Here is a 19189-nt window from a genome sequence, read left to right as displayed (position 1 = left end):
ATGGATCTCGACAGCGTCTACCGGGCGGAGTACGGCCCCTGCGTGGCCACGCTGACGCGTCTCCTCGGCGACATCGGGCTCGCCGAGGAAGCCGTGCAGGACGCGTTCGCGGTGGCCGTCACCAAGTGGGCCGACGGGCTGCCGCCCAACCCCGGTGGGTGGATCGTGACCACCGCGCGCAACCGCGCCATCGACCGCCTGCGCCGCGAGTCCACTCGCGAAGCGCGCCACGCGCAGGCGTTGCTGCTGAGCCGGCCCGACGAGCCGCAGGAGGTGGGACCCGTGCGCGACGATCAGCTCCGCCTGATCTTCACCTGCTGCCACCCGGCGCTCTCGCCGCTCGCGCAGACCGCGCTCACCTTGCGGCTGCTCGGCGGGCTGGAGGTGCCGGAGATCGCGCGCGCCTACCTCGTGCCGGAGGCGACCGTCGCCCAGCGGATCGTGCGCGCCAAGAAGAAGATCCGCGACGCCGGCATCCCCTACCGCGTGCCCGCCGAGGCCGACCTGCCCGACCGGCTGCCGCCCGTGCTCACCGTGCTGTATCTGGTGTTCAACGAGGGTTACACGTCGACCTCCGGCGAGCTGCTGCGGACGGATCTGTGTCTCGAGGCCGTGCGCCTCGCGCGGGCGCTCGCCGACCTCATGCCGGACGAGCCGGAGGTGCTCGGGCTGCTGGCGCTGCTCCTGCTCACCGAAGCCCGTCGGCCGGCGCGCGTCGGTCCCTCCGGTGAGCTGGTGGTGCTCGCGGAGCAGGACCGGTCGCGGTGGAACCGCGAACTGATCGCCGAGGGCCACGACCTGGTGCGCCGCTGCCTGCGCCGCGGGCAGCCGGGTCCGTACCAGCTGCAGGCCGCCATCAACGCGGTGCACACGGACGGGCCGGCCACCGACTGGCCGCAGGTCCTGGCGCTCTACGACCAGCTCCTGCGGCACGCCCCGACGCCGGTCGTCGCGCTCAACCGGGCGGTCGCCGTCGCCGAGGTGCACGGTCCGGCGGCGGCGCTGGCCGTCGTGGACGAACTGGACCTGCCGGGGTACCACCTGCTGCCGGCGACCCGCGCCGACCTGCTCACCCGGCTGGGCCGGACCACGGAAGCCGTCGCGGCCTACGACGACGCGATCGGCCTGGCCGGCAACGACACCGAACGCGCCTTCCTGCAGGCGCGACGGGCTCGCCTGACCGAAACCTAAGGCGCCGCAACGGGTTCCCGCGCGCCGGTGCGTTCGGCACCGATGCCCGCGACCACCACGAACAGCACCCCCGCGGCCGCGGCGAGGTCGGGCACCTGGTGGAGCACGAGCAGCCCGATCGTCATCGCGATGGCGGGTTCGAGGCTCATGAGCGTGCCGAACGCCGACGCGTTGAGCCGCCGCAGCGCGAGCATCTCGAAGCTGAACGGCACCACCGGCAGCAGGATCGCCAGCCCCAGCCCGGCGAGCAGGAGCTCCCACGACAGGTGCCCGAACACCGCCGGGCCCTGCACCAGCGTCGCCACGATCGCCGCCACCGGCATGGACACCGCGAGCCCGCGCACGCCTGACACCTCGTCGCCGACGCGTTGCGTCAGCAGGATGTAGGTGGCCCAGCAGACCGCCGACGCGAGGGCGTAGCCGACGCCGACCAGGTCCGACCCGCCTTCCCACGGCTCGGTCAGCAGCAGCACACCGACGGCGGCGAGCACGGGCCACAGGCGTTTGCCGCCGCGCCCGCGCGTGATCGCGACCGTCAGCGGGCCGAGGAACTCCAGCGCGCTCGCCGTGCCCAGCGGCAGCCGCGCGACGGCGGCCATGAACAGCATCGTCATGCCGGCCGTGACGACCCCCAGCACCACACACGCGAGCAGTGTCGAGCGGCTGAACGACGACGGGCGCGGGCGGACCAGCACGAGCAGCAGCACCCCGGCCCAGGCGAGCCGCAGCCACGCCGCTCCCTCGGGCCCGACGCGGTCGAACAGGCCGACGGACAGGGCCAGGCCGAGCTGCACGCAGAGCATCGCGGCGACGGCGAGCACCGCCCCGGTGCGGGTGGAGGAGGAGAGCACGCGTCCAGGAGAACGGATGCCCACCGTTCGTGTCCACGTGCCGATCGTGAACGTACTGTCCGAGAATCCTGGACAATGAGGGTATGGACACCCGCAGGCTGCAGTTCCTCCTCGAGCTGTCGCGGCTCGGCTCGATGCGCGCCGTCGCGGATGTGCTCGACACCACCACGTCGACGGTGTCGCAGCAGATCGCCGCGCTGGCCAAGGAGACCGGCGCGCCGCTGCTCGAACCGGACGGCCGCCGCGTCCGCCTGACCCCGGCCGGGCGGCGGCTGGCCGAGCACGCCGTGACGATCCTGGCCGCGGTGGAGGCGGCGCGGGCGGACCTCGACCCGCACGCGGAGCCCGCAGGCACCGTGCGGGTCGCGGGTTTCGCCACGGCGATCCGGCGGGCTCTGCTTCCGGCGGCCGACCGGCTGGCGCGGACGCATCCGCGGGTGCGGCTGGTGATCAGCGAGTACGAACCCGCCGAGGCGATGACCCAGCTGCTGACCGACGACGTCGACCTGGCACTGATCTACGACTACGACCTCGCGCCCGCGACCACGGACCGCTCGCTCGACGTCCGTCCTCTGTGGACGGCCGCGTGGGGCCTGGGGGTGCCGGCGACGGATGCGGGCCGCGTGGCGGGCGAGGGCACGCTGGCCGTGTTCGAGGCGTTCCGCGACCACGACTGGATCGGCAACTCCCGCAACCGCGCCGACGAGGACGTGGTGCGCACGCTGGCGTCGATGGCCGGGTTCACCCCGCGCGTCACGCACCTGGCCGACAGCCTCGATCTCGTGGAGGATCTGATCGTCGCCGGGCCGGGCGTCGGGTTGCTGCCGGTCGCGCGCCCGACGCGGCCGGAGGTGGCGCTGCTGCCGCTGACCGGACCGGACGTGCGGCTGCGCTCGTTCACGGCCACCCGCCGCGGGCGGGACGCGTGGCCGCCGCTCGCGCTCGTGCTCGGCCTGCTGCACCGCGGCGACCCGTGACCACGGACTCGGGTCAGGTCCGGAGGCCGGGCTGGGCCTGAGTGAGCTCGGCGTCCCGGAAGGCGGCGGGCGAGAGCTGCCACCACACCACCACGGCGCCGGCCAGCTGGATCAGCGCACTCATCACCCACACCGCGCGCAGGCTGACGTGCGCGGCGACGAACCCGCCCGCGAGCGCGCCGAGCGGCGTCAGGCCCCACGCCAGCGCGCGGTGGCTGGTGAGCACGCGGCCCAGCAGCGGCGACGGCGTGAAACGCTGGCGTGAGGACTGGGAACAGACGTTCCACACGAGCGTGGTCGCCGTGAGGAACACGAGCACCAGCCCCACGACCGGCGGCCACGGCGGCACCACGGCGATCGCCAGCTGCGCCACCACCCCGCAGCTCTGCGCCCACCGCATCGACCACGAGTACCCCAGCCGCCGCACCACCCGGTCGACCACGAACGACGACGCGACCCAGCCGACGGCCAGGCACGCCATCAGCCCGCCGTAGCCGACGGGGCCGAGGTGCAGCACCTGAGTCGCGAAGAGCACCAGCATCGCGTTGCCGGCGCTCGCCGCGAACGACCCGAGCGCGACGGTGATCGTGATCGACCGCAGCAGCGGCGTGCCCACCAGGTACCGCAGCCCTTCGCCGATGTCCCGCAACGGATGCGCCGGCGACTTGACTGGCGGCGCCGACGGAATCCGCCGCACCAAGGCGAAAGCCACGACCGCGGCCGCCGCGGCGCCCCACGCCGGGATCCCCGCCTCGACCCCGAGCAGCACACCGGTGACCGGCGGGACGACGAACTGCACCAGCCCCCGGTCGATCACTTGCAGCCGCGCGTTCGCCGCCGCCAGCCGGCCGGGCTCCACGACGTCCGGCACGAGCGCGCCGCTGGCCCCGTCGCCGAACACCTGCGCGGTGGTGACCACGAACGCCACCACCGCCACGAGGGGCAGGCTCAGCTCGCGCAGCGACCCGGTCACGGCGAGCGCCACGGCGGCCGCGGTGAGCACGGCGTACGCCCCCGCCAGCACCGCCGTCCGCCGCACCCGGTCGATCACCACGCCCGCGAACAACGACAACACCAGCCACGGCGCCTGCCCGGCCACCGTCACCAGCGAGATCTCCCGCGGGTCGGTCGTGATCGACACGGCCAGCAGCGGGATCGCCGACAGCACCAGGCCTTCCCCCGCCGACCCGAACACCGCAACCAGCTGCAACCGCCCCCACGACCCCATACCGGCGAGTCTGGTGGCTGGGTCAAGTGCTTTTCTTGCCGGTCAAGCCTTTCCGAAGGCGAGCAGGTGCGCGCTGGCGTTGATCAGGTGGGGATCCCGCTCGACCATCCGCGCGCAGCGCAGCGCCGAGTCCAGGTGCTCGTCTCGCAGGTCGGCGGTGGCGATGTCGAGCGCGGCCCACGCGGGGCCTTCCACGCCGAACACGTCGACGTCCCGCACACCGGCGGCCCGCACTTCGGCGCGCAGCTCGGCGGCGGTGTGGAAATGCGCGGGAACGAACCCGACGTGACCGTCGTAGGTTCCGGTGCCGACGACCTCGCCGACCGCGGCGGCCATCCGCGCGTCGAGACGCCCGGTCGTCCCCGTTTCCAGGAGCGACAGATAACGGCCGATCGCCGCGGCGCACACCACCCCGCCGGGGCGGAGTACCCGCAGGGCCTCGGTCAGCGCCGTGGCTCGGTCCCCGGCCTCGACGAGGTGGTAGAGCGGCCCGAACAGCAGGACGACGTCCGCACTCGCGTCCGGCCACGGGAGGGCCCGCGCGTCGCCGGGTTCCGCCGTGACGCCGGGGATCGCGGCCGCGGCCTCGACGTGGCGGGGCACCGGATCGACGACGTGCACGGAGTGCCCCTCCGCCGCGAGCCAGCGCGCGTGCACGCCGGTCCCGCCGCCGACGTCGAGAATCCGCAACGCGTTCCCGTCCAGCGCCCGGCGCACCAGCTCCCGCGTCCGCAGGAACTCCAGCCTGCCGTGCGGCGAGCGGGTCAGCCGGGTGTCCTCGTCGGTGCCGCGGCCGTAGAACTCGGTGAGGTTCGTCGTCATGGCACCCGAGGATGATCGCGTACGGCGCCGCGCCGCAAGCGAGAATCGGCCGCGCCGACACCGTTCGCGGCGCCGCCGGTGAGCGTCCGAACGCCCCGCGCCCGTTCCGGCACCGCGGTGACCGGTCTCCCGCAAGGGAAACCGGTCACCCGCGACGTCACTGCACCGCCAGCTCCAGCGCCTCGCGTTCGACCGCCGCCTTCACCTTGGCGCTGTCGACGGCGACGTTCACGGCCCAGTAGAACACGGCCAGGCTGAACGCGATCACCACCAGCAGGTCGATCCACTCCGGCAGGGCGTTGATGTTGCCCGACTCGCCGTAGCGGCCGAGGAAGCCGATGAGCACGTGGCCGGCGAGCCACGGCGCGATCCACTGCGCGGCCTTCCAGTCGATCGGGAGGCGTTCCAGCTTCGGGCTCGTCGCGCGCGCGACGAGGAACAGGCCGAAGCCGATCACGACGGCGATCATGATCTTCCACGTGACGTCGAAGCCGCCCCAGTAGATGATCAGGTTCGCGGCCACGAAGCCCGCGGGCGCCAGCACCTTCGGCATCGGCGCGCGGTACGGGCGCGGGCGGTCCGGGTCGCGCCTGCGCAGCGCGATCATCGAGACCGGCGCGAACGCGTACATCAGCGCGGTGGCCGACGTGATCACGCTGACCAGCGACTGCCAGCTCGGGAACGGCAGGAACGCGATCTCGCCGACCACGAACGACAACACGATCGACCACACCGGGACCCCGCGCACGTTGAGCTTGCCCAGGCCCTTCGGCAGCGTGCGCTCGCGGCCCATCGCGTACGACAGGCGCGCCGACGTGCCGAGGTAGAGCATGCCGGTGCCCGCCGGGGAGACGAAGGCGTCGGCGTAGAGGACGTACGACAGCCAGCCGGCGCCGGCGAGGGTCGCCAGCGTGGCGTACGGGCCGAACGAGCCTTGCGCGATCGGGTTGTCCCAGCCCTTGAGCAGCGCGGTCGGGTCGAGCGCGCCGATGAACGCGACCTCCAGCAGCAGGTAGACGATCGTGCCGATCACCATCGCGACGATGATCGCGCGCGACAGGTCCTTCTGCGGGTCGCGGGCTTCGCCGCCGACCTGCACGGCCTGCTCGAAGCCCTGCAATGCGAACACCACACCGACCGGCAGCGCCGCGAAGATGCCGTGGGCGCCGTGCGGGGCGAAGCCACCGCCCGCGGTGAAGTTGCCCGGGTGGAACCGCAGCGAGAGCAGCACGACCACTGTCAGCACCGGTACCGCGGTCTTCCAGATCACCGTGGCCGAATTGCTTTCCGACAGCAGTTTCACGCCGACGAGGTTGATGAGCGTGAAGATCGCCATGAGCAGCGTCGCCCAGCCGAACCCGCTCGCGGTGAGCGTGCCCGAGGGGCTCAGCAGATTCAGGTGTTCTTTGATCCAGGTGATGTTGTCGAGGTATTCGAGACTGGCCTCGACCTCCGCCGGCGCCAGCGCCACCGCCTGCAGCCACGCCACCCAGCCGCCGACGAACCCGCCGAGCACTCCGTACGCGAGCGCGGGGTACCGGGCCGTGCCGCCGGCGACCGGGTCGGCGGCGCCGAGTTCCGCGTGGATCAGGGCGAGCGTGGCCATGATGATCGCGGTGAGCACCCACGACACGAGCGACGCGGGGCCAGCCACCTTCGCCGCCTTGAGCGCGCCGAGCAGCCAGCCGGAGCCGATGATCGAGCCGAGCGAAACGAACATCAGGCCGTAGAAACCGACCGATCTGCGCATTCTCGGCGAAGTGCCCGCGGCTGCGGTTTTCTGGGCAGGTTCAACCATGGATGTGCCTCGATCCGAATGTTCGGGAACTTTGTCCGAATGATTCGCGCCAGTACCTGTTTTCAGGATTTATCGCAAGCCTCCGAATGTATTTCTGACGCGATCACAACGCGCGATTCTGGCGTGCCGGCCGATGGAACGGAACCGTCGCTCCGTTACAAGTTAGTTTCAGTCCGGGAAACCGGACATCTCGTGAGGCTTCGACAAAGTGCTCCAGACCACACCGGAACCGGAACAATCCCGGCGCCGCCGAGGTTGATCTGCGGCAGGACCCGGAGCCAGGAGGAACTGCCGTGCCGATCACCTCGGAACCGTTGCGCAAGCTGGGCTTCCTCACGATCGGGCTGTTCGACGAGGCCGATCCCGCCGCCGGTCACGAGTCGACGCTGCAGGTCATCCAGCTCGGCGAGGAGCTCGGCTTCGACAGCGCGTGGGTGCGTCACCGGCACCTGCAGTTCGGCATCTCCTCCCCCGTCGCGGTGCTCGCCGCCGCCACGCAGCGCACGAGCCGCATCGAACTGGGCACCGCCGTGATCCCCCTCGGCTGGGAGAACCCGCTGCGCCTCGCCGAAGACCTCGCCACGGTCGACGTCCTCTCCGGCGGGCGCCTCAACCCGGGCCTGAGCGTCGGCGAGCCGCGCCACTACGACCACCTCGCGCCCGCGCTCTACCCCGACACGGCGTCGGCCGAGGACTTCAGCTACCGGCGCGTGGAGCGCCTCCTGGGCTTCATCCGCGGCGAGAAGGCCACCGACTTCAGCGGCACCGAGGGCATCGAGGAGTACTCGCCCCGCGTCCAGCCGCACTCCCCCGGCCTCGCCGACCGCCTCTGGTACGGCGGCGGCAGCACCCGCTCCGCCCGCTGGGCCGGCGAGCACCGCATGAACCTCCTGGCCAGCAGCGTCGTGCGCGTCGAGGACCCCGAGGCCACCGACGTCGACTTCGCCGCCATCCAGGCCGCCCAGATCCGCGAGTTCCGCGCCCACCACCCGCTCGGCCCCGACGCCCGCGTGTCCCAGGGCCTGGTCGTCATCCCGACCGACAGCGCGACCCCAGAGCAGCGCGCGAAGTACGAGGCCTACGCCGCCTCCCGCCTCCCCCGCGTCGGCAAGGCCCACGGCCCCGCCCGCATGACCTTCGCGGAAGACCTGGTGGGCACCTCGGCGTCCATCGCCGAGCGGCTGTACGCGGACGCCGGGTTCCGGGAGGTCTCGGAGGTGGCCTTCGCCTTGCCGTTCACCTTCGAGCACGCCGACTACGTGCAAATCCTGACGGACATCGCCACCCGCCTGGGCCCGGAACTGGGCTGGAAGCCGGCCGCCTGACCCCCGGCGCCGGCTCCCTCCGGGGTGAGCCGCGGCCGGCACAACCCCGCGCGAGAAGCTCCGCAACTCACCCTGCGCTATGCTCCGTCGCGCACGGTGCGGGCACTGCTGGTGTCGCCCACCCGGCAACCCGGGCGACAGAACCACCGAACAGCACGAACGACCGATCGCGCCCCGTGGGTGCCTGAAGAACCATGGCTGGATTCCCTCCTCGCCGAGCCGGGCGGTGACGAAGGAAGGACTCTGCCGTGACCACCTCAGTCGCCGAGCTCGCCTCGGTCCGCCGCCGGTTCACCGGTGAGACGCATCAGGAAGCCCACAAGGCGATCAGCGCCGATCTCCCCGGCGCGACCACTCCGCGAGATGCGATGATTCCGGCCGCACATTCCTTGCACCAGCGGGTTCTGGAGACTTCGCTCCTGCTCGCCCTCCGGCATTCCGCCCGCCGATCCACCGGGCCCGGGGTGTTCAGAAAGGTCAGCCCACGCCGCGACATGCTCGTGGTCAGCCTGGCAGAGGACGCGGCGCCCCGGTTCTTCCGTGCGCTGCTGGCTCCGGTCGAACCGAATGAGGGCCGCGACGGCCTTCCCGGGTTGCGCATCACCTTCACCGGGCCGCACCTGGAGCTCCGCCTGCTCGATGTCGACGGCCGAGTCACCCCTTGCCGCGTCGTGGTCCGTGACATCGGAGAACACGACTGGACGCAGATCTGGGGCACCATCAGCCACACGGCTTACGGCGGGAGATGCGTCGACCCGCGCCTGGCGTGCTCGCCCCAGTTGAGCTCAGGTGAGCGGCACGGTTACGACTTCCACTGGCAGCACTGCGGTCCGGTCGCGCTCGGCAGCGCGATGCTGCGCCGCATCGGGCTGGTCGCGCACGCGGGCGCGATCGACGTGTGGAGCGGGTTGGGCGGCACGGCGCTCCACCTCGAAACGGAGCAGGGTCCTTCGGTGTTCTCGCTGGTCGAAGATCTGTGCGACCCCGTGGCGGGGATCCTCGGCGAAGGCGTGGTTCTCGAGGGAACACGAGGACCGGTCAAGCCTTCGGCGACCTTCGCGCGGATCGTCGACCGGAGCCCGACTCCGGACCGGTTCGTCGGCCGCCTGCGCGACCAGGGCGAGCCCCCGGCGCTCGCGCTGCGCACCGTCGGCCGACCGAGCGCGGCGGCGAACCGGTGACCACCGTCCCCCGGGGCACCGACCGCCTCACCTTCCTGCAGTTGCTCGACCGGGTCCTCACCTCCGACGCTCGCACTCGGCGCGCGCGGGCTCTGGTCCGGACCGTTTCGCTTTCCGTGGCCGTGCTGCTCGCGCCTTTCGCGCTGCTCGCGGTCGGTCTCGCTTTCACCGGGTTCGTCCGCGTCGCGACCGCCGCGGTTGCGGTGCTCGGTGCGGCGGCCGGGAGCGTCGTTGCCTTCACGCGGCGTCAGCGGCGGAAGACGACGGCTTCCCAAGGCCGCAGCGGACCCCCCACTGACACCGGCCCCGGGTAGTTGCCCAGGAGCAGGGAGGCGCCGGACCAGCCGGCCACGGCGGAGGGGGGCACGTCGAGCGGTGAGCCTGACCAGTTGGCCAGCACCAGCAGCCCGTGGTCACCGGAAGTGCGGGTGAACGCGAACAGCCGAGGGTGATCAGGCTCCAGCAGCGAATACCGGCCCGAGACCACCAACGGCTCCGCATGCCGCAGCGCGATCAGCCGGCGGTAGTGCGAAAACACCGACTCCGGATCGTCCACTTGCGACAGAGCGTTGACGGTCACGTGGTTGGGGTTGACCCGGAGCCAAGGCGTACCCGAGGTGAAGCCGGCCTCGGCGGTGGCGTCCCACTGCATCGGGGTGCGGGCGTTGTCGCGGGAGCGGGCGCGAAGGGCCGCCAGGACGGCGGAAGGCGGCTGCCCCAACGGGCCCGTCGCCTCGAAGTAGTGGTTGCGGGACTGGATGTCGGCGAAGTCGTCGATGGAGGAGAACGGCACGTTGGTCATGCCGAGCTCCTCGCCCTGGTACACGTACGGCGTGCCGCGGTGGAGGTGGAGGACGGTGGCCAGCGCCTTGGCCGAAACCGCGCGATCAGCACCGTCGTCGCCCCAGCGGGAGACGACGCGGGGCTGGTCGTGGTTGTTCCAGTAGAGGCTGTTCCAGCCGCGGTCGGCCAGGCCGACCTGCCAGCGGGCGAGCGTGCGCTTCAGGGCCACGAGGTCGAACGGCCGCACGTCCCACTTCGAGTGGCCCTGGTCGAGCTCCACGTGGTCGAACTGGAACACCATGTCGAGCTCACGGCGCGCCGGGTCGGTGAGGAGCTCCGCATCGGCGACGGACGTGCCGGGCGTCTCGCCGACGGTCAGGAGGCGATCATCACGGCCGGCGAAGACCTCGCGGTGCATCTCCTGCAGGAACTCGTGAAGACGGGGACCGTTGGCGTACAAGGATTCCGCGTCGCCGTAGAGGTCGCCGGCGACCAGTGGCGCGTCGGGCAGTGAGACGGGCTTGGCGATGAAGTTGATGACGTCCATGCGGAAGCCGTCGACTCCGCGGTCGAGCCACCAGCGCATCATCCGGTGGATCTCCCGGCGCAGCTCCGGGTTCTCCCAGTTGAGGTCCGGCTGCTTGCGCGAGAACAGGTGCAGGTAGTACTCCCCCGAATCCGGGTCCCGCTCCCACGCCGGGCCCGAGAAGCGTGAGCCCCAGTTGTTGGGCTCGCGGCGCCACCAGTACCAGTCGTGCTTGGGGCTCGCGGGGTCACGCGACTCGACGAACCACGGGTGCTCGTCGGACGTGTGGTTCACGACGAGGTCCATCACCACGCGGATGTCGCGCGCGTGGGCCTGCGCCAGCAGCTCGTCGAAGTCGGCGAGCGTGCCGAACACCGGGTCGATGCCGTAGTAGTCGCTGATGTCGTAGCCGTTGTCGTCCTGCGGCGACGGGTACACCGGCGAAAGCCACACCACGTCGACGCCCAGCGCGCTCAGGTGGCCGAGCTTGCCGATGATGCCGCGCAGGTCGCCGATGCCGTCGCCGTTCGAGTCGGCGAAGCTGCGCGGGTAGATCTGGTACACGGTGGCGGTCTGCCACCAGCGAGGCGTGTTCATTCCCCTGCTTTCCCGATAGCTCAAGCGAAAACGACGTCGTCGGCGTCGGCGCGGCCCAGATCCAGCTCCATGCCCAGCCCCGGCGCGTCCGACGGGGACAGCACGCCGCCGGCCGGGTTCACCGGCGAAGCCAGGAACAGCTGGTGCACCTGGTTCCACTTCACCAGATCCTCCTGGTACGGCGTGTGGGCCGGCGACTGCGTCAGCGAGAAGTGCAGCGTCGCCGTGGCCGAGTGGCCGTGCGGAATCACCTGGAGGTCGTGGGCGGTGCCGTAGGCCGCGATCTTCAACGCCTCGGAAAGCCCGCCGCACCAGTACAGATCCGGCTGCAGCACGTCCAGCGCGCCCGCGTCCACGAACCGCCGGAAACCCCAGCGCGTGTACTCGTGCTCCGCCCCCGCGAGCGGGATCGGCAGCCGCTGCCGCAGCAGGGCGTACCCGTCGATCCGGTCCGGCATCACGGCTTCCTCGAGCCACCGCGGCCGGAACTCGGCGATCCGCGAAGCCAGCTCCGTCACGTAGGTGACGTCCATCGACTGCCAGCAGTCGAACATCAGGTCGTAGTCCTCGCCGACGGCCTCGCGCAGCGTCCGCACGAGCGCGACGTTCGCGCGCAGCCCCTCGTACCCGCTAGCCGGGCCGTGGCGGAAGAACCACTTCTGCGCCCGGTACCCGCGATCGCGGAACTCCACGGCCCGCTCGCGCACGCGGTCCAGGTCCTGCACCGAGAAGCCGAGCATCGACGCGTACGCCGGCACCTCGTCGCGCGTCGGCCCGCCGAGCAGGCGGTACACCGGCTGCCCGAGCCACTTGCCGCGCAGGTCCCACAACGCGTTGTCCACGGCGCTGATCGCGAGCATCGGCTGGCCGCCGCGTCCGTGCACCTGCGCGCGGTGCAGCTGGTCCCACAGCTTCTCGCCCGCGATCGGGTCGCGGCCGAGCAGCAGCGGCCGCAGCTCGTGCGCCACCAGCCACGCCACGGTCTCCGGGACGGGGCCGGCGCGCCCGACCAGGCCCTCGTCGGTCTCGATCTCCACGAAGTACGTGGTGATCTCGAACCCGCCGGGCCGCTGCACCCCGCCTTCGTGGTCGTCGCGGGTGCGGTACTCGGGGTAGACGTCGAGCGGACGGACCAGCCGGTCCTCCCACAGGTCCCCGTCGGTCGGCAGCACGCCCTTCAGCCGCCGCAGTCGCACTTCGGCGATGCGCACGTCAGACCTCCTGCTTCGGGCCGGACACGGAAACCAGCGCCCGCCGCTCGGGCCGCCAGACGAGCAGGATCACCGTGACCGCCAGGATCGCGACCACCGACATCGCCGCGAGCCACAACAGGCCGCCGTCGAAGCTGCCGGTCTTCGCGTCGATCGCCCCGATCACCGCCGGGTTCACGACGCTGGAGAGGTTGCCGAGCGCGTTGATCAGCGCGATGCCGCCCGCGGCCGCCGCCCCGGTGAGGATCGCCGTCGGCAGGCCCCAGAACGTCGGCAGCACCCCGAACACGCCGAACGCGGCCACGCACAGCGCCACGAGCTTCACCACCGGCGCGTCGAACAGCGCCGACGCGACCAGCCCGACCAGCGACACGCCGAGCGCGACGTAGAGGCTCGTCGCCCGTAGCCCCGGCCGGTCGGCCAGGCGCCCGAGCACCAGCATGCCGAGGAGCCCGAACACGTACGGGATCGCGGCGACGAACGTGGTCGCGGTGTTCCCCAGCCCGAACGGCTTGAGGATCTGCGGCAGGAACGTGGACACCGCGCCGTTGAGGTTCGTCAGGCCGTAGTACGCCACGGCGAACATCAGCACCTTCGGGCTCAGCAGCGTTTTCAGCACCTTGCGCCGGGTGCTGCCGCTCCCGCCGAGCGCTTCCTTTTCCGCGGCCTCGCGCGCCAGCGTGGCGGTGAGCCAAGCGCGTTCCTCCTCGTCGAGGAACTTCGCCTTGTCCGGGCTCTTCGGCAGCAGCCACGGCATCAGGATCCCCATCAGCACGGCGGGCACGCCCTCGATCAGGTACACCCACTGCCAGCCGTGCAGGCCGAGCCAGCCTTCGAGGTTGAGGATCAGGCCCGACAGCGGGGTGCCGATGATCAGTGCCACCGGGATGCCGGCGGTGAACGTCGCCATGATGCGGCCGCGGTGCGCGGCGGGGAACCACAGCGTCAGGTAGAAGATCACGCCCGGGAAGAAGCCGGCCTCGGCCGCGCCGAGCAGCGCGCGTGCGACGTAGAGGCTCGGCACGTCCCACACCAGCGCGTGGGCGGCGGAGATGATCCCCCAGGTCACGAGGATGCGCGCGATCCACCAGCGCGCCCCGAACCGGGCCATCGCGAGGTTCGAGGGCACCTCGAGCAGCACGTACGGCACGAAGAACACGCTCGCGGCGAACCCGAACGCCGCCGCGCCGATCCCCAGGTCGGCGTTCATCGTGAGCGCCGCGACCCCCAGGTTCGCGCGGTCGATGATCGCCAGGAAGTAGCCGATGATCAGCACGGGCAGCAGTCTCAGCGACAGCTTCCGCACCACACGTGACTCGAGCATGGATCCTCCGCCCACGGGCAACCGGACGCCTCGGCGCGTCCACCGGAAACGTTACCGGAAACGTTTCCGGGTCGCCAGTGGGTGATCCACCCGCGATACTGTGAGCGACAACCTGAAGGGATGGGGGACGCATGGGCCGGGTCGGGATCCGGGAGCTGGCGGCCGAGCTCGGCATGTCGATCAGCACCGTGTCGCGCGCGATGAACGCGCGAGGCGAGGTCAGCGACGCCACGCGCGAGCGCGTCCGCTCGGCCGCGGAGCGCCTCGGCTACCAGCCGAACCAGTCCGGCCGCACGCTGCGCCGCGGAGCGACCGGCACCGTCGCGCTCGTGATGCAGACCAACACCGCGCGCACCGCGATGGGCGAGACGTTCTACTTCAGCGTCTGCGACGGCCTGCAGCAGGAGCTCGCGAAACGCTCGATGGACCTGGTGCTGCTGCCGGTCGGGCCGGCCAAGGATCCCTACCGGTACCTGGTCAACGCCGTCGACCGGCACATCGCGGACGCCTACGTCATCTCCAACACCCACCGCGTCGACCGGCGGGTGGAGCTGCTGACCGAGCGCGGCGTGCCGTTCGTGGCCCTCGGCCGCGGCGGGCCCGAGGGCCACGCGTGGCTCGACCTGGACTTCGAGGGTGTCGCGGCGGAGACGGTGGAGCGGCTCGTGGCCGCCGGACACACCCGGATCGCCCTGGCCTACGACGACGGAGAGGTCAACAGCACCTGGGAGTACACCCGCGGCTGCCGGCAGGCGCTGGCCGCGCACGGGCTCGAGCCGGCCGCCGAGATCCGCCTGCCCGATACGCCCGAGGGCGGCGGGCTGCTCGCCGAACGCCTGCTGGCGATGGCGCCGGCGCCGACAGCCGTGATGCTGGCGCAGGAGACGCTCGCGCTCGGGCTCTACCGGCGCTTCGCCGAAGCCGGTGTGCGGCCGGGCGCCGACCTGGCCGTGGTGGGGTTCCGCAAGAACCCGGTGTGCGACTACCTCGTGCCGTCGCTGACGACGTTCGCGGTGTCCTTGGAGGCCTACGGGCGGCGGCTCGGCGAGATCGTGCTCGCCCGGGTCGCCTCGGCGAAGGACCCGGTGCAGGAGGTCTGGCCGATGACGATCTCACCCGGCGACAGTGACACCGCTCCCCCGCGTGCCGCCGAACGGCTGGGCTGAGCCGGGCCGTCCACTTCGGACGACCCGGCCCGGTCTCAGCCGGCCCAGTAGAGCCGCATCGGGTTGTCCACCAACAGTTTCTGCCGCGCTTCGGCGTTCGGCGCGATGCGGGGCACGAAGTCGACCAGCGTGCCGTCGTCGGGCATGTGGCTCTTCATGTTGGGGTGCGGCCAGTCCGTGCCCCACAGGACGCGGTCCGGGAACTCCTCCACGAGCGCGCGGCCGAAGGGCACCACGTCGTCGTACGGCGGCCCGGCCACCGTGAGGCGTTCCGGGCCGGTGACCTTCACGTGGAAGTTCGGGTGCTCGCGCAGCAGCGTGCGGAACCGGCCGAACTCCGGGCCGTCGACGGGTTTCGTCACGTCCGGGCGGCCCATGTGGTCCACCAGCACCGTGGTCGGCAGCGAGGTGAACAGATCCCACTTCTCGGCGAGGTCAGCGGCCTCGAAGTAGATCACGATGTGCCAGCCCAGCGGCGCGATCCGTGCGACCAGGTCGTGGTAGTACGCGTCGGGCTTCGGGTCCACGAGCCGGCGCACGAAGTTCAGCCGGATGCCGCGCACGCCGGCCGCGTGCAGTCGGGCGAGCTCCTCGTCGGACTCGGTGCCGCGGATCGTCGCGATGCCCCGCGCACGCTCGCCCGCGGCGTCGAGCGCGTCGACCAGCGCACTGTTGTCGGCGCCGTGGCAGGTCGCCTGCACGATCACCTGGCGCTCGATGCCCAGGAAGTCGCGCAGCGCGAACAGCTGCTCCTTGCCCGCGTCGGTCGGCGTGTACTTGCGTTCCGGGGCGTACGGGAACACCTCGCCCGGGCCGAACACGTGCGTGTGCACGTCGACGGTGCCGGGCGGCAGCACGAAGACCGGCTTCGAGGGGTCCGGGTCGTAGGAGAGCCAGCCGGGGTCGGCCGTGAACGCGCTCACACCCCCCTCGCCTTCAGGGTCTGGTCCAGGCGCGGGTAGACGCGGCGCACGTTGCCCTCGTACACCTTCGTCTTGTCCTCTTCGGACAGTCCGAGCGCGTCGACGTAGCGGCGGGTGTCGTCGAAGTGGTGCCCGGTGCGCGAGTCGATGCCCCGCACGGCGCCGACCATCTCCGAGCCGAACAGCACGTTGTCCACGTTGATCACGTCGAACAGCAGGTTGATGCCCGGCTGGTGGTACACGCAGGTGTCGAAGAAGACGTTGGGCATGACGCCTTCGTCGGGCTCCGGGCGGCCGAGCATGTCGGCGAGCCCGCGGTAGCGGCCCCAGTGGTACGGCACCGCTCCCCCGCCGTGCGGGATCACGAAGCGCAGGCCCGGGAAGTCGGTGAACAGGTCCGACTGCAGGAACTGCATGAACGCCGTGGTGTCGGCGTTGAGGTAATGCGCGCCCGTGGCGTGGAAGCTCGGGTTGTCCGAGGCAGACACGTGCACCATGGCCGGCACGTCGAGCTCCACCATGGCCTCGTAGAACGGGTACCAGCTCTTGTCCGTGAGCGGCGGCGCGGTCCAGTGCCCGCCGCTCGGGTCGGGGTTGAGGTTGCAGCCGACGAACCCGAGCTCCTCCACGCAGCGGCGCAGCTCGGCGACGGAGTGCTCCACCGGCACGCCGGGCGACTGCGGCAGCTGGCAGACGCCGATGAACTTGTCCGGGTACAGCTGCGTGACGCGGTGCACGAGGTCGTTGTTGACCCGCGCCCACTCGGTGCTCACGGCCTCGTCACCGATGTGGTGACCCATCGCCGAAGCGCGCGGCGAGAACACGGTGAGGTCGACGCCGCGGTCGGCCATCAGCGCCAGCTGACCCTGCACGGATTCGCGCAGCTCGTCGTCGCCGATCGCCGGGTAGGCCGGGGCGGCGGTGCCCGCGTCGTACGCGGCGCGCTGCGCGTCCCGCCAGCTCGTGTGGGCCGCGGGCACGGTCGTGTAGTGGCCGTGACAGTCGATGATCACTCGGTGCCGCCTTTCGGGTCTTCTTCGGACATTCGCGTGCGGACCGCGTCGAGCAGCGGCAGCAGCCGCGCCTCCAGCTCGCCGAGGTCCGCGGGCCGGTGGGCCGCCGCCCAGTCCTGGCGGCGCGCGATCGCCTCCGCCATCACGGGCTCGACACCCGTCTCGGCCACGGTCACCGCGGCCTCCCGCAGCTCTTCGGCCCGGCGGACACCGTGCTCCAGCGAGCGGGAGATCATGTACGCGGCGAGGCTTTCCCAGTCGTCGCCGGGCAGCAGGTTCGACAGCGACCCGAGCACGCGCCCCTCCACGCCCCACTCGCGCGCGGCGAGCAGCGACTCGGTGAGCAGGGCCTCGACACCCTTGATCACCACGGAGCGGCACAGTTTGGTGGCCGCGGCCCGGCCGACCACGTCGGCGTAGACCTCCAGCCCGCTGAAGCCGAGCGGACGCGCGAACTCCGCGAACTCGGCCGCGTGCGGGCCGCCGAGCAGCATCGGGGCCGCGAGCCGCTTGGGGTTGATCGGCGACATCACGGCCGCCTCGACGTAGCGGCCGCCGGCCTGCTCGATCACCTCGGCCGAGGCCTGCTTCTGGCCGGGTGCCGCGGAGTTGAGGTCGAGGAACCAGCAGCCCGCGGGCAGCCCGTCGGCGATCGACCTGGCCGCCGTGAGGTCGTTGGCCGCGGTCACGGCGCTGATCACCAGATCGGCGTCGCGTACGGCGTCGTGCGCGTCCGCCGCGGACGCCAGCCCGAACCGTCCGGCGTTGCGCGCGGCCGCGCTCGCCGGGTCCGCCAGCGCCACGTCCCACGCGGTGAGCTCCACCCCCGTGAGGTCTTCCGCCAGCACGGAACCCACCTCGCCGAGGCCCAGCAGGGCGATGGTCGTCATGCGGTCACCGGCTTCACCTGCGGCCGGCCCGCGACCGCGACGCCGAGGTCGACGTCCTTGGTCTCCGGGCCGATCAGCGAGCCGACGAACACGAGCGCGCCACCGAGCACCAGCAGTGCCGCGGCCGTGAAGCCCGACGGCATGATGTGCTCCAGCCAGCCCTGGTAGTAGGCGTAGAACGAGGTCAGGATCAGCGGCATGCTGTAGCCGAGGCCGAACCCGCTGCCGCGCACCGCGGGCGGGAACCGCTCACACAGGTACGACGGCGTGACGGCGAACGTGCTGCCGCCCGAAATCCGGATCACGAACGTGAGCAGCAGCACCGCGCCGAAACCCGAGTACCAGCCGAGGCTGATCGTCGCGAACGCGCCGGCGCACACCACGCCGATGCCGATGCCGGACCACGCGAGGAACTTGCGGCGGCCGATCTTCTCCGACAGCGCCCCCAGGAACGGGAACAGCACGGAGTGGATGGCCTGCACGATCACCAGCGCGGCCGTCACCTGCGTCGCCGACACGTGCGCCTGGTACTGCAGCGCGCTCGGCAACAGGCCGGAGGCCAGGTTGGACGCGAACCAGATGCCGCTCATGATCACGAAGACCTGGAGGAACTGCTTGCGCGAGGAACCCACGAGCACGTCGCGGATCGGTGTGCGCGACTTCTTCGCCGACTTCCACGTCTCGGACTCCTCGACCGTGCGCGAGAAGTACACGCAGAACACCGCGCACAGCGCCGCACCCACGAGGAACGGTACGCGCCAGCCCCACTGCGAGTAGGCCGAGTCGGGGCCGCCCGAGGGCGTGATCCGCAGCATGATGAACGTCACCAGCGAGATCGCGCAGTACGAGATCGGGAAGCCCATGCCCACGAGGCCGCCGTACCAGCCGCGCTTGCCGGTGGGCACCGCCTCCATCGCCAGCGGCGTGGCGCCGGTGTACTCGCCGCCGAGGAACACGCCGTCGATCAGGCGCAGCACCACCATCAGCACGACGCCGAGCAGGCCCACGGCGTGGTAGCCGGGCAGCAGCGCGATCAGCAGCGTGCAGATGCCACAGCCGGTGATCGACCACAGCGTCACGCGGCGGCGCCCCACCTTGTCGGCCAGGCGGCCGAAGATGAGCGAACCGAGCGGCCGGCCGATGAGGGTGGCCACGAAGATCAGCGACGTGATCACGGCCCGGCTGCCCGGGGACACCGCGGGCGGGAGGAAGTAGTTCATCGCAGGCGTGAGCGCCACCACCGGCAGGTATACGTCGAACATGTCGACGAAAAAGCCGAAGGAAGCGCCGATCACGGCGTTGCGGGTCGAGGTCTTCGCCCCTCGGGCAGCGGGCGGTGACGTGGCCGGTCCGGTCATCGTCGAGATCATCTCCTGTCGTGCC

16 protein-coding genes are annotated in these 19189 nt (G+C 71.5%); 5 read left to right on the top strand and 11 right to left on the bottom strand.

The window, feature by feature from the left end; translation table 11 throughout:
* A complete protein-coding gene (locus ACQPXB_RS23825; RefSeq protein WP_432856049.1) occupies positions 1-1191 on the top strand; it encodes an RNA polymerase sigma factor in 1191 nt (396 codons plus the stop codon).
* Here the strand turns inward: ACQPXB_RS23825 and ACQPXB_RS23820 are convergent.
* Positions 1188-2042, bottom strand: coding sequence for an EamA family transporter (locus ACQPXB_RS23820; protein WP_432856046.1), 855 nt, complete (start codon positions 2040-2042; stop codon positions 1188-1190). The genes ACQPXB_RS23825 and ACQPXB_RS23820 overlap by 4 nt on opposite strands.
* An 83-nt stretch (positions 2043-2125) precedes the next feature.
* Between ACQPXB_RS23820 and ACQPXB_RS23815 the strand changes: the two genes are divergently transcribed.
* Positions 2126-3019 (top strand): LysR family transcriptional regulator, encoded by an 894-nt coding sequence (locus ACQPXB_RS23815; RefSeq protein WP_432856043.1) that lies wholly within the window; start codon positions 2126-2128, stop codon positions 3017-3019.
* A gap of 13 nt (positions 3020-3032) precedes the next feature.
* On the opposite strand, the gene ACQPXB_RS23810 is transcribed toward ACQPXB_RS23815, so the two are convergent.
* The 3 genes from ACQPXB_RS23810 to ACQPXB_RS23800 form a co-directional block, all read right to left on the bottom strand.
* Positions 3033-4247 carry an MFS transporter gene (locus tag ACQPXB_RS23810; protein WP_432856040.1) on the bottom strand — a complete coding sequence of 405 codons (1215 nt, stop codon included), beginning with the start codon at positions 4245-4247 and terminating at the stop codon, positions 3033-3035.
* A 42-nt stretch (positions 4248-4289) separates the two neighbouring features.
* Positions 4290-5069, bottom strand: coding sequence for a class I SAM-dependent methyltransferase (locus ACQPXB_RS23805; protein ID WP_432856037.1), 780 nt, complete (start codon positions 5067-5069; stop codon positions 4290-4292).
* A gap of 157 nt (positions 5070-5226) precedes the next feature.
* Entirely contained in the window at positions 5227-6819 is a 1593-nt protein-coding gene (locus tag ACQPXB_RS23800; RefSeq protein ID WP_432856035.1) for an APC family permease, read from the bottom strand.
* A 341-nt stretch (positions 6820-7160) separates the two neighbouring features.
* Between ACQPXB_RS23800 and ACQPXB_RS23795 the strand changes: the two genes are divergently transcribed.
* Positions 7161-8192, top strand: a complete 1032-nt coding sequence (locus ACQPXB_RS23795) for an LLM class flavin-dependent oxidoreductase (protein WP_432856032.1) — start codon at positions 7161-7163, stop codon at positions 8190-8192.
* Between the two features lie 248 nt (positions 8193-8440).
* Entirely contained in the window at positions 8441-9373 is a 933-nt protein-coding gene (locus tag ACQPXB_RS23790) for a hypothetical protein (protein WP_432856029.1), read from the top strand.
* A gap of 247 nt (positions 9374-9620) precedes the next feature.
* Here the strand turns inward: ACQPXB_RS23790 and ACQPXB_RS23785 are convergent, their stop codons facing one another.
* Genes ACQPXB_RS23785 through ACQPXB_RS23775 form a run of 3 tightly spaced genes read right to left on the bottom strand, consistent with a single transcriptional unit; the run spans position 9621 to position 13814 of the window.
* Positions 9621-11279, bottom strand: coding sequence for a glycoside hydrolase family 13 protein (locus ACQPXB_RS23785; protein ID WP_432856026.1), 1659 nt, complete (start codon positions 11277-11279; stop codon positions 9621-9623).
* A 20-nt stretch (positions 11280-11299) separates the two neighbouring features.
* Entirely contained in the window at positions 11300-12490 is a 1191-nt protein-coding gene (locus ACQPXB_RS23780) for an enolase C-terminal domain-like protein (protein ID WP_432856023.1), read from the bottom strand.
* 1 nt (position 12491) lies between these two features.
* A complete protein-coding gene (locus ACQPXB_RS23775) occupies positions 12492-13814 on the bottom strand; it encodes an MFS transporter (protein ID WP_366587007.1) in 1323 nt (440 codons plus the stop codon).
* A gap of 131 nt (positions 13815-13945) precedes the next feature.
* Here ACQPXB_RS23775 and ACQPXB_RS23770 point away from each other — a divergent pair, with 131 nt between their 5' ends.
* The gene (locus tag ACQPXB_RS23770; protein WP_366587010.1) at positions 13946-14980 is read left to right on the top strand and encodes a LacI family DNA-binding transcriptional regulator; all 1035 of its coding nucleotides are present in this window, start codon (positions 13946-13948) and stop codon (positions 14978-14980) included.
* 35 nt (positions 14981-15015) lie between these two features.
* On the opposite strand, the gene ACQPXB_RS23765 is transcribed toward ACQPXB_RS23770, so the two are convergent.
* From ACQPXB_RS23765 to ACQPXB_RS23750, 4 genes are read right to left on the bottom strand one after another with little or no spacing between them, the layout of a single operon-like run.
* Positions 15016-15903 (bottom strand): amidohydrolase family protein, encoded by an 888-nt coding sequence (locus tag ACQPXB_RS23765; RefSeq protein ID WP_432856019.1) that lies wholly within the window; start codon positions 15901-15903, stop codon positions 15016-15018.
* Complete coding sequence (locus tag ACQPXB_RS23760) at positions 15900-16916, bottom strand: amidohydrolase family protein (RefSeq protein ID WP_432856016.1); 1017 nt, start codon at positions 16914-16916, stop codon at positions 15900-15902. The genes ACQPXB_RS23765 and ACQPXB_RS23760 overlap by 4 nt, the downstream gene beginning before the upstream one ends.
* On the bottom strand, positions 16913-17806 hold the full coding sequence (locus tag ACQPXB_RS23755; protein ID WP_386945857.1) for a DUF1932 domain-containing protein: 894 nt from the start codon (positions 17804-17806) through the stop codon (positions 16913-16915). The genes ACQPXB_RS23760 and ACQPXB_RS23755 overlap by 4 nt, the downstream gene beginning before the upstream one ends.
* Positions 17803-19164 (bottom strand): MFS transporter, encoded by a 1362-nt coding sequence (locus tag ACQPXB_RS23750; protein WP_366587020.1) that lies wholly within the window; start codon positions 19162-19164, stop codon positions 17803-17805. The genes ACQPXB_RS23755 and ACQPXB_RS23750 overlap by 4 nt, the downstream gene beginning before the upstream one ends.
* Between the last annotated feature and the right edge of the window lie 25 nt (positions 19165-19189).

Source organism: Amycolatopsis sp. CA-161197 (assembly GCF_050942255.1).
GTDB lineage: Bacteria > Actinomycetota > Actinomycetes > Mycobacteriales > Pseudonocardiaceae > Amycolatopsis.
Note: the sequence above shows the minus strand (reverse complement) of the source record. Positions and strands in the feature narration are given on the sequence as shown.

Excerpts from the sequence above, each read along its gene's own strand:
- ACQPXB_RS23825 (WP_432856049.1), top strand. The coding sequence starts at position 1 with ATGGATCTCGACAGCGTCTACCGGGCGGAGTACGGCCCCTGCGTGGCC.
- ACQPXB_RS23815 (WP_432856043.1), top strand. The coding sequence starts at position 2,126 with ATGGACACCCGCAGGCTGCAGTTCCTCCTCGAGCTGTCGCGGCTCGGC.
- ACQPXB_RS23810 (WP_432856040.1), bottom strand. The coding sequence starts at position 4,247 with ATGGGGTCGTGGGGGCGGTTGCAGCTGGTTGCGGTGTTCGGGTCGGCG.
- ACQPXB_RS23805 (WP_432856037.1), bottom strand. The coding sequence starts at position 5,069 with ATGACGACGAACCTCACCGAGTTCTACGGCCGCGGCACCGACGAGGAC.
- ACQPXB_RS23800 (WP_432856035.1), bottom strand. The coding sequence starts at position 6,819 with ATGCGCAGATCGGTCGGTTTCTACGGCCTGATGTTCGTTTCGCTCGGC.
- ACQPXB_RS23785 (WP_432856026.1), bottom strand. The coding sequence starts at position 11,279 with ATGAACACGCCTCGCTGGTGGCAGACCGCCACCGTGTACCAGATCTAC.
- ACQPXB_RS23775 (WP_366587007.1), bottom strand. The coding sequence starts at position 13,814 with ATGCTCGAGTCACGTGTGGTGCGGAAGCTGTCGCTGAGACTGCTGCCC.
- ACQPXB_RS23770 (WP_366587010.1), top strand. The coding sequence starts at position 13,946 with ATGGGCCGGGTCGGGATCCGGGAGCTGGCGGCCGAGCTCGGCATGTCG.
- ACQPXB_RS23755 (WP_386945857.1), bottom strand. The coding sequence starts at position 17,806 with ATGACGACCATCGCCCTGCTGGGCCTCGGCGAGGTGGGTTCCGTGCTG.
- ACQPXB_RS23750 (WP_366587020.1), bottom strand. The coding sequence starts at position 19,164 with ATGACCGGACCGGCCACGTCACCGCCCGCTGCCCGAGGGGCGAAGACC.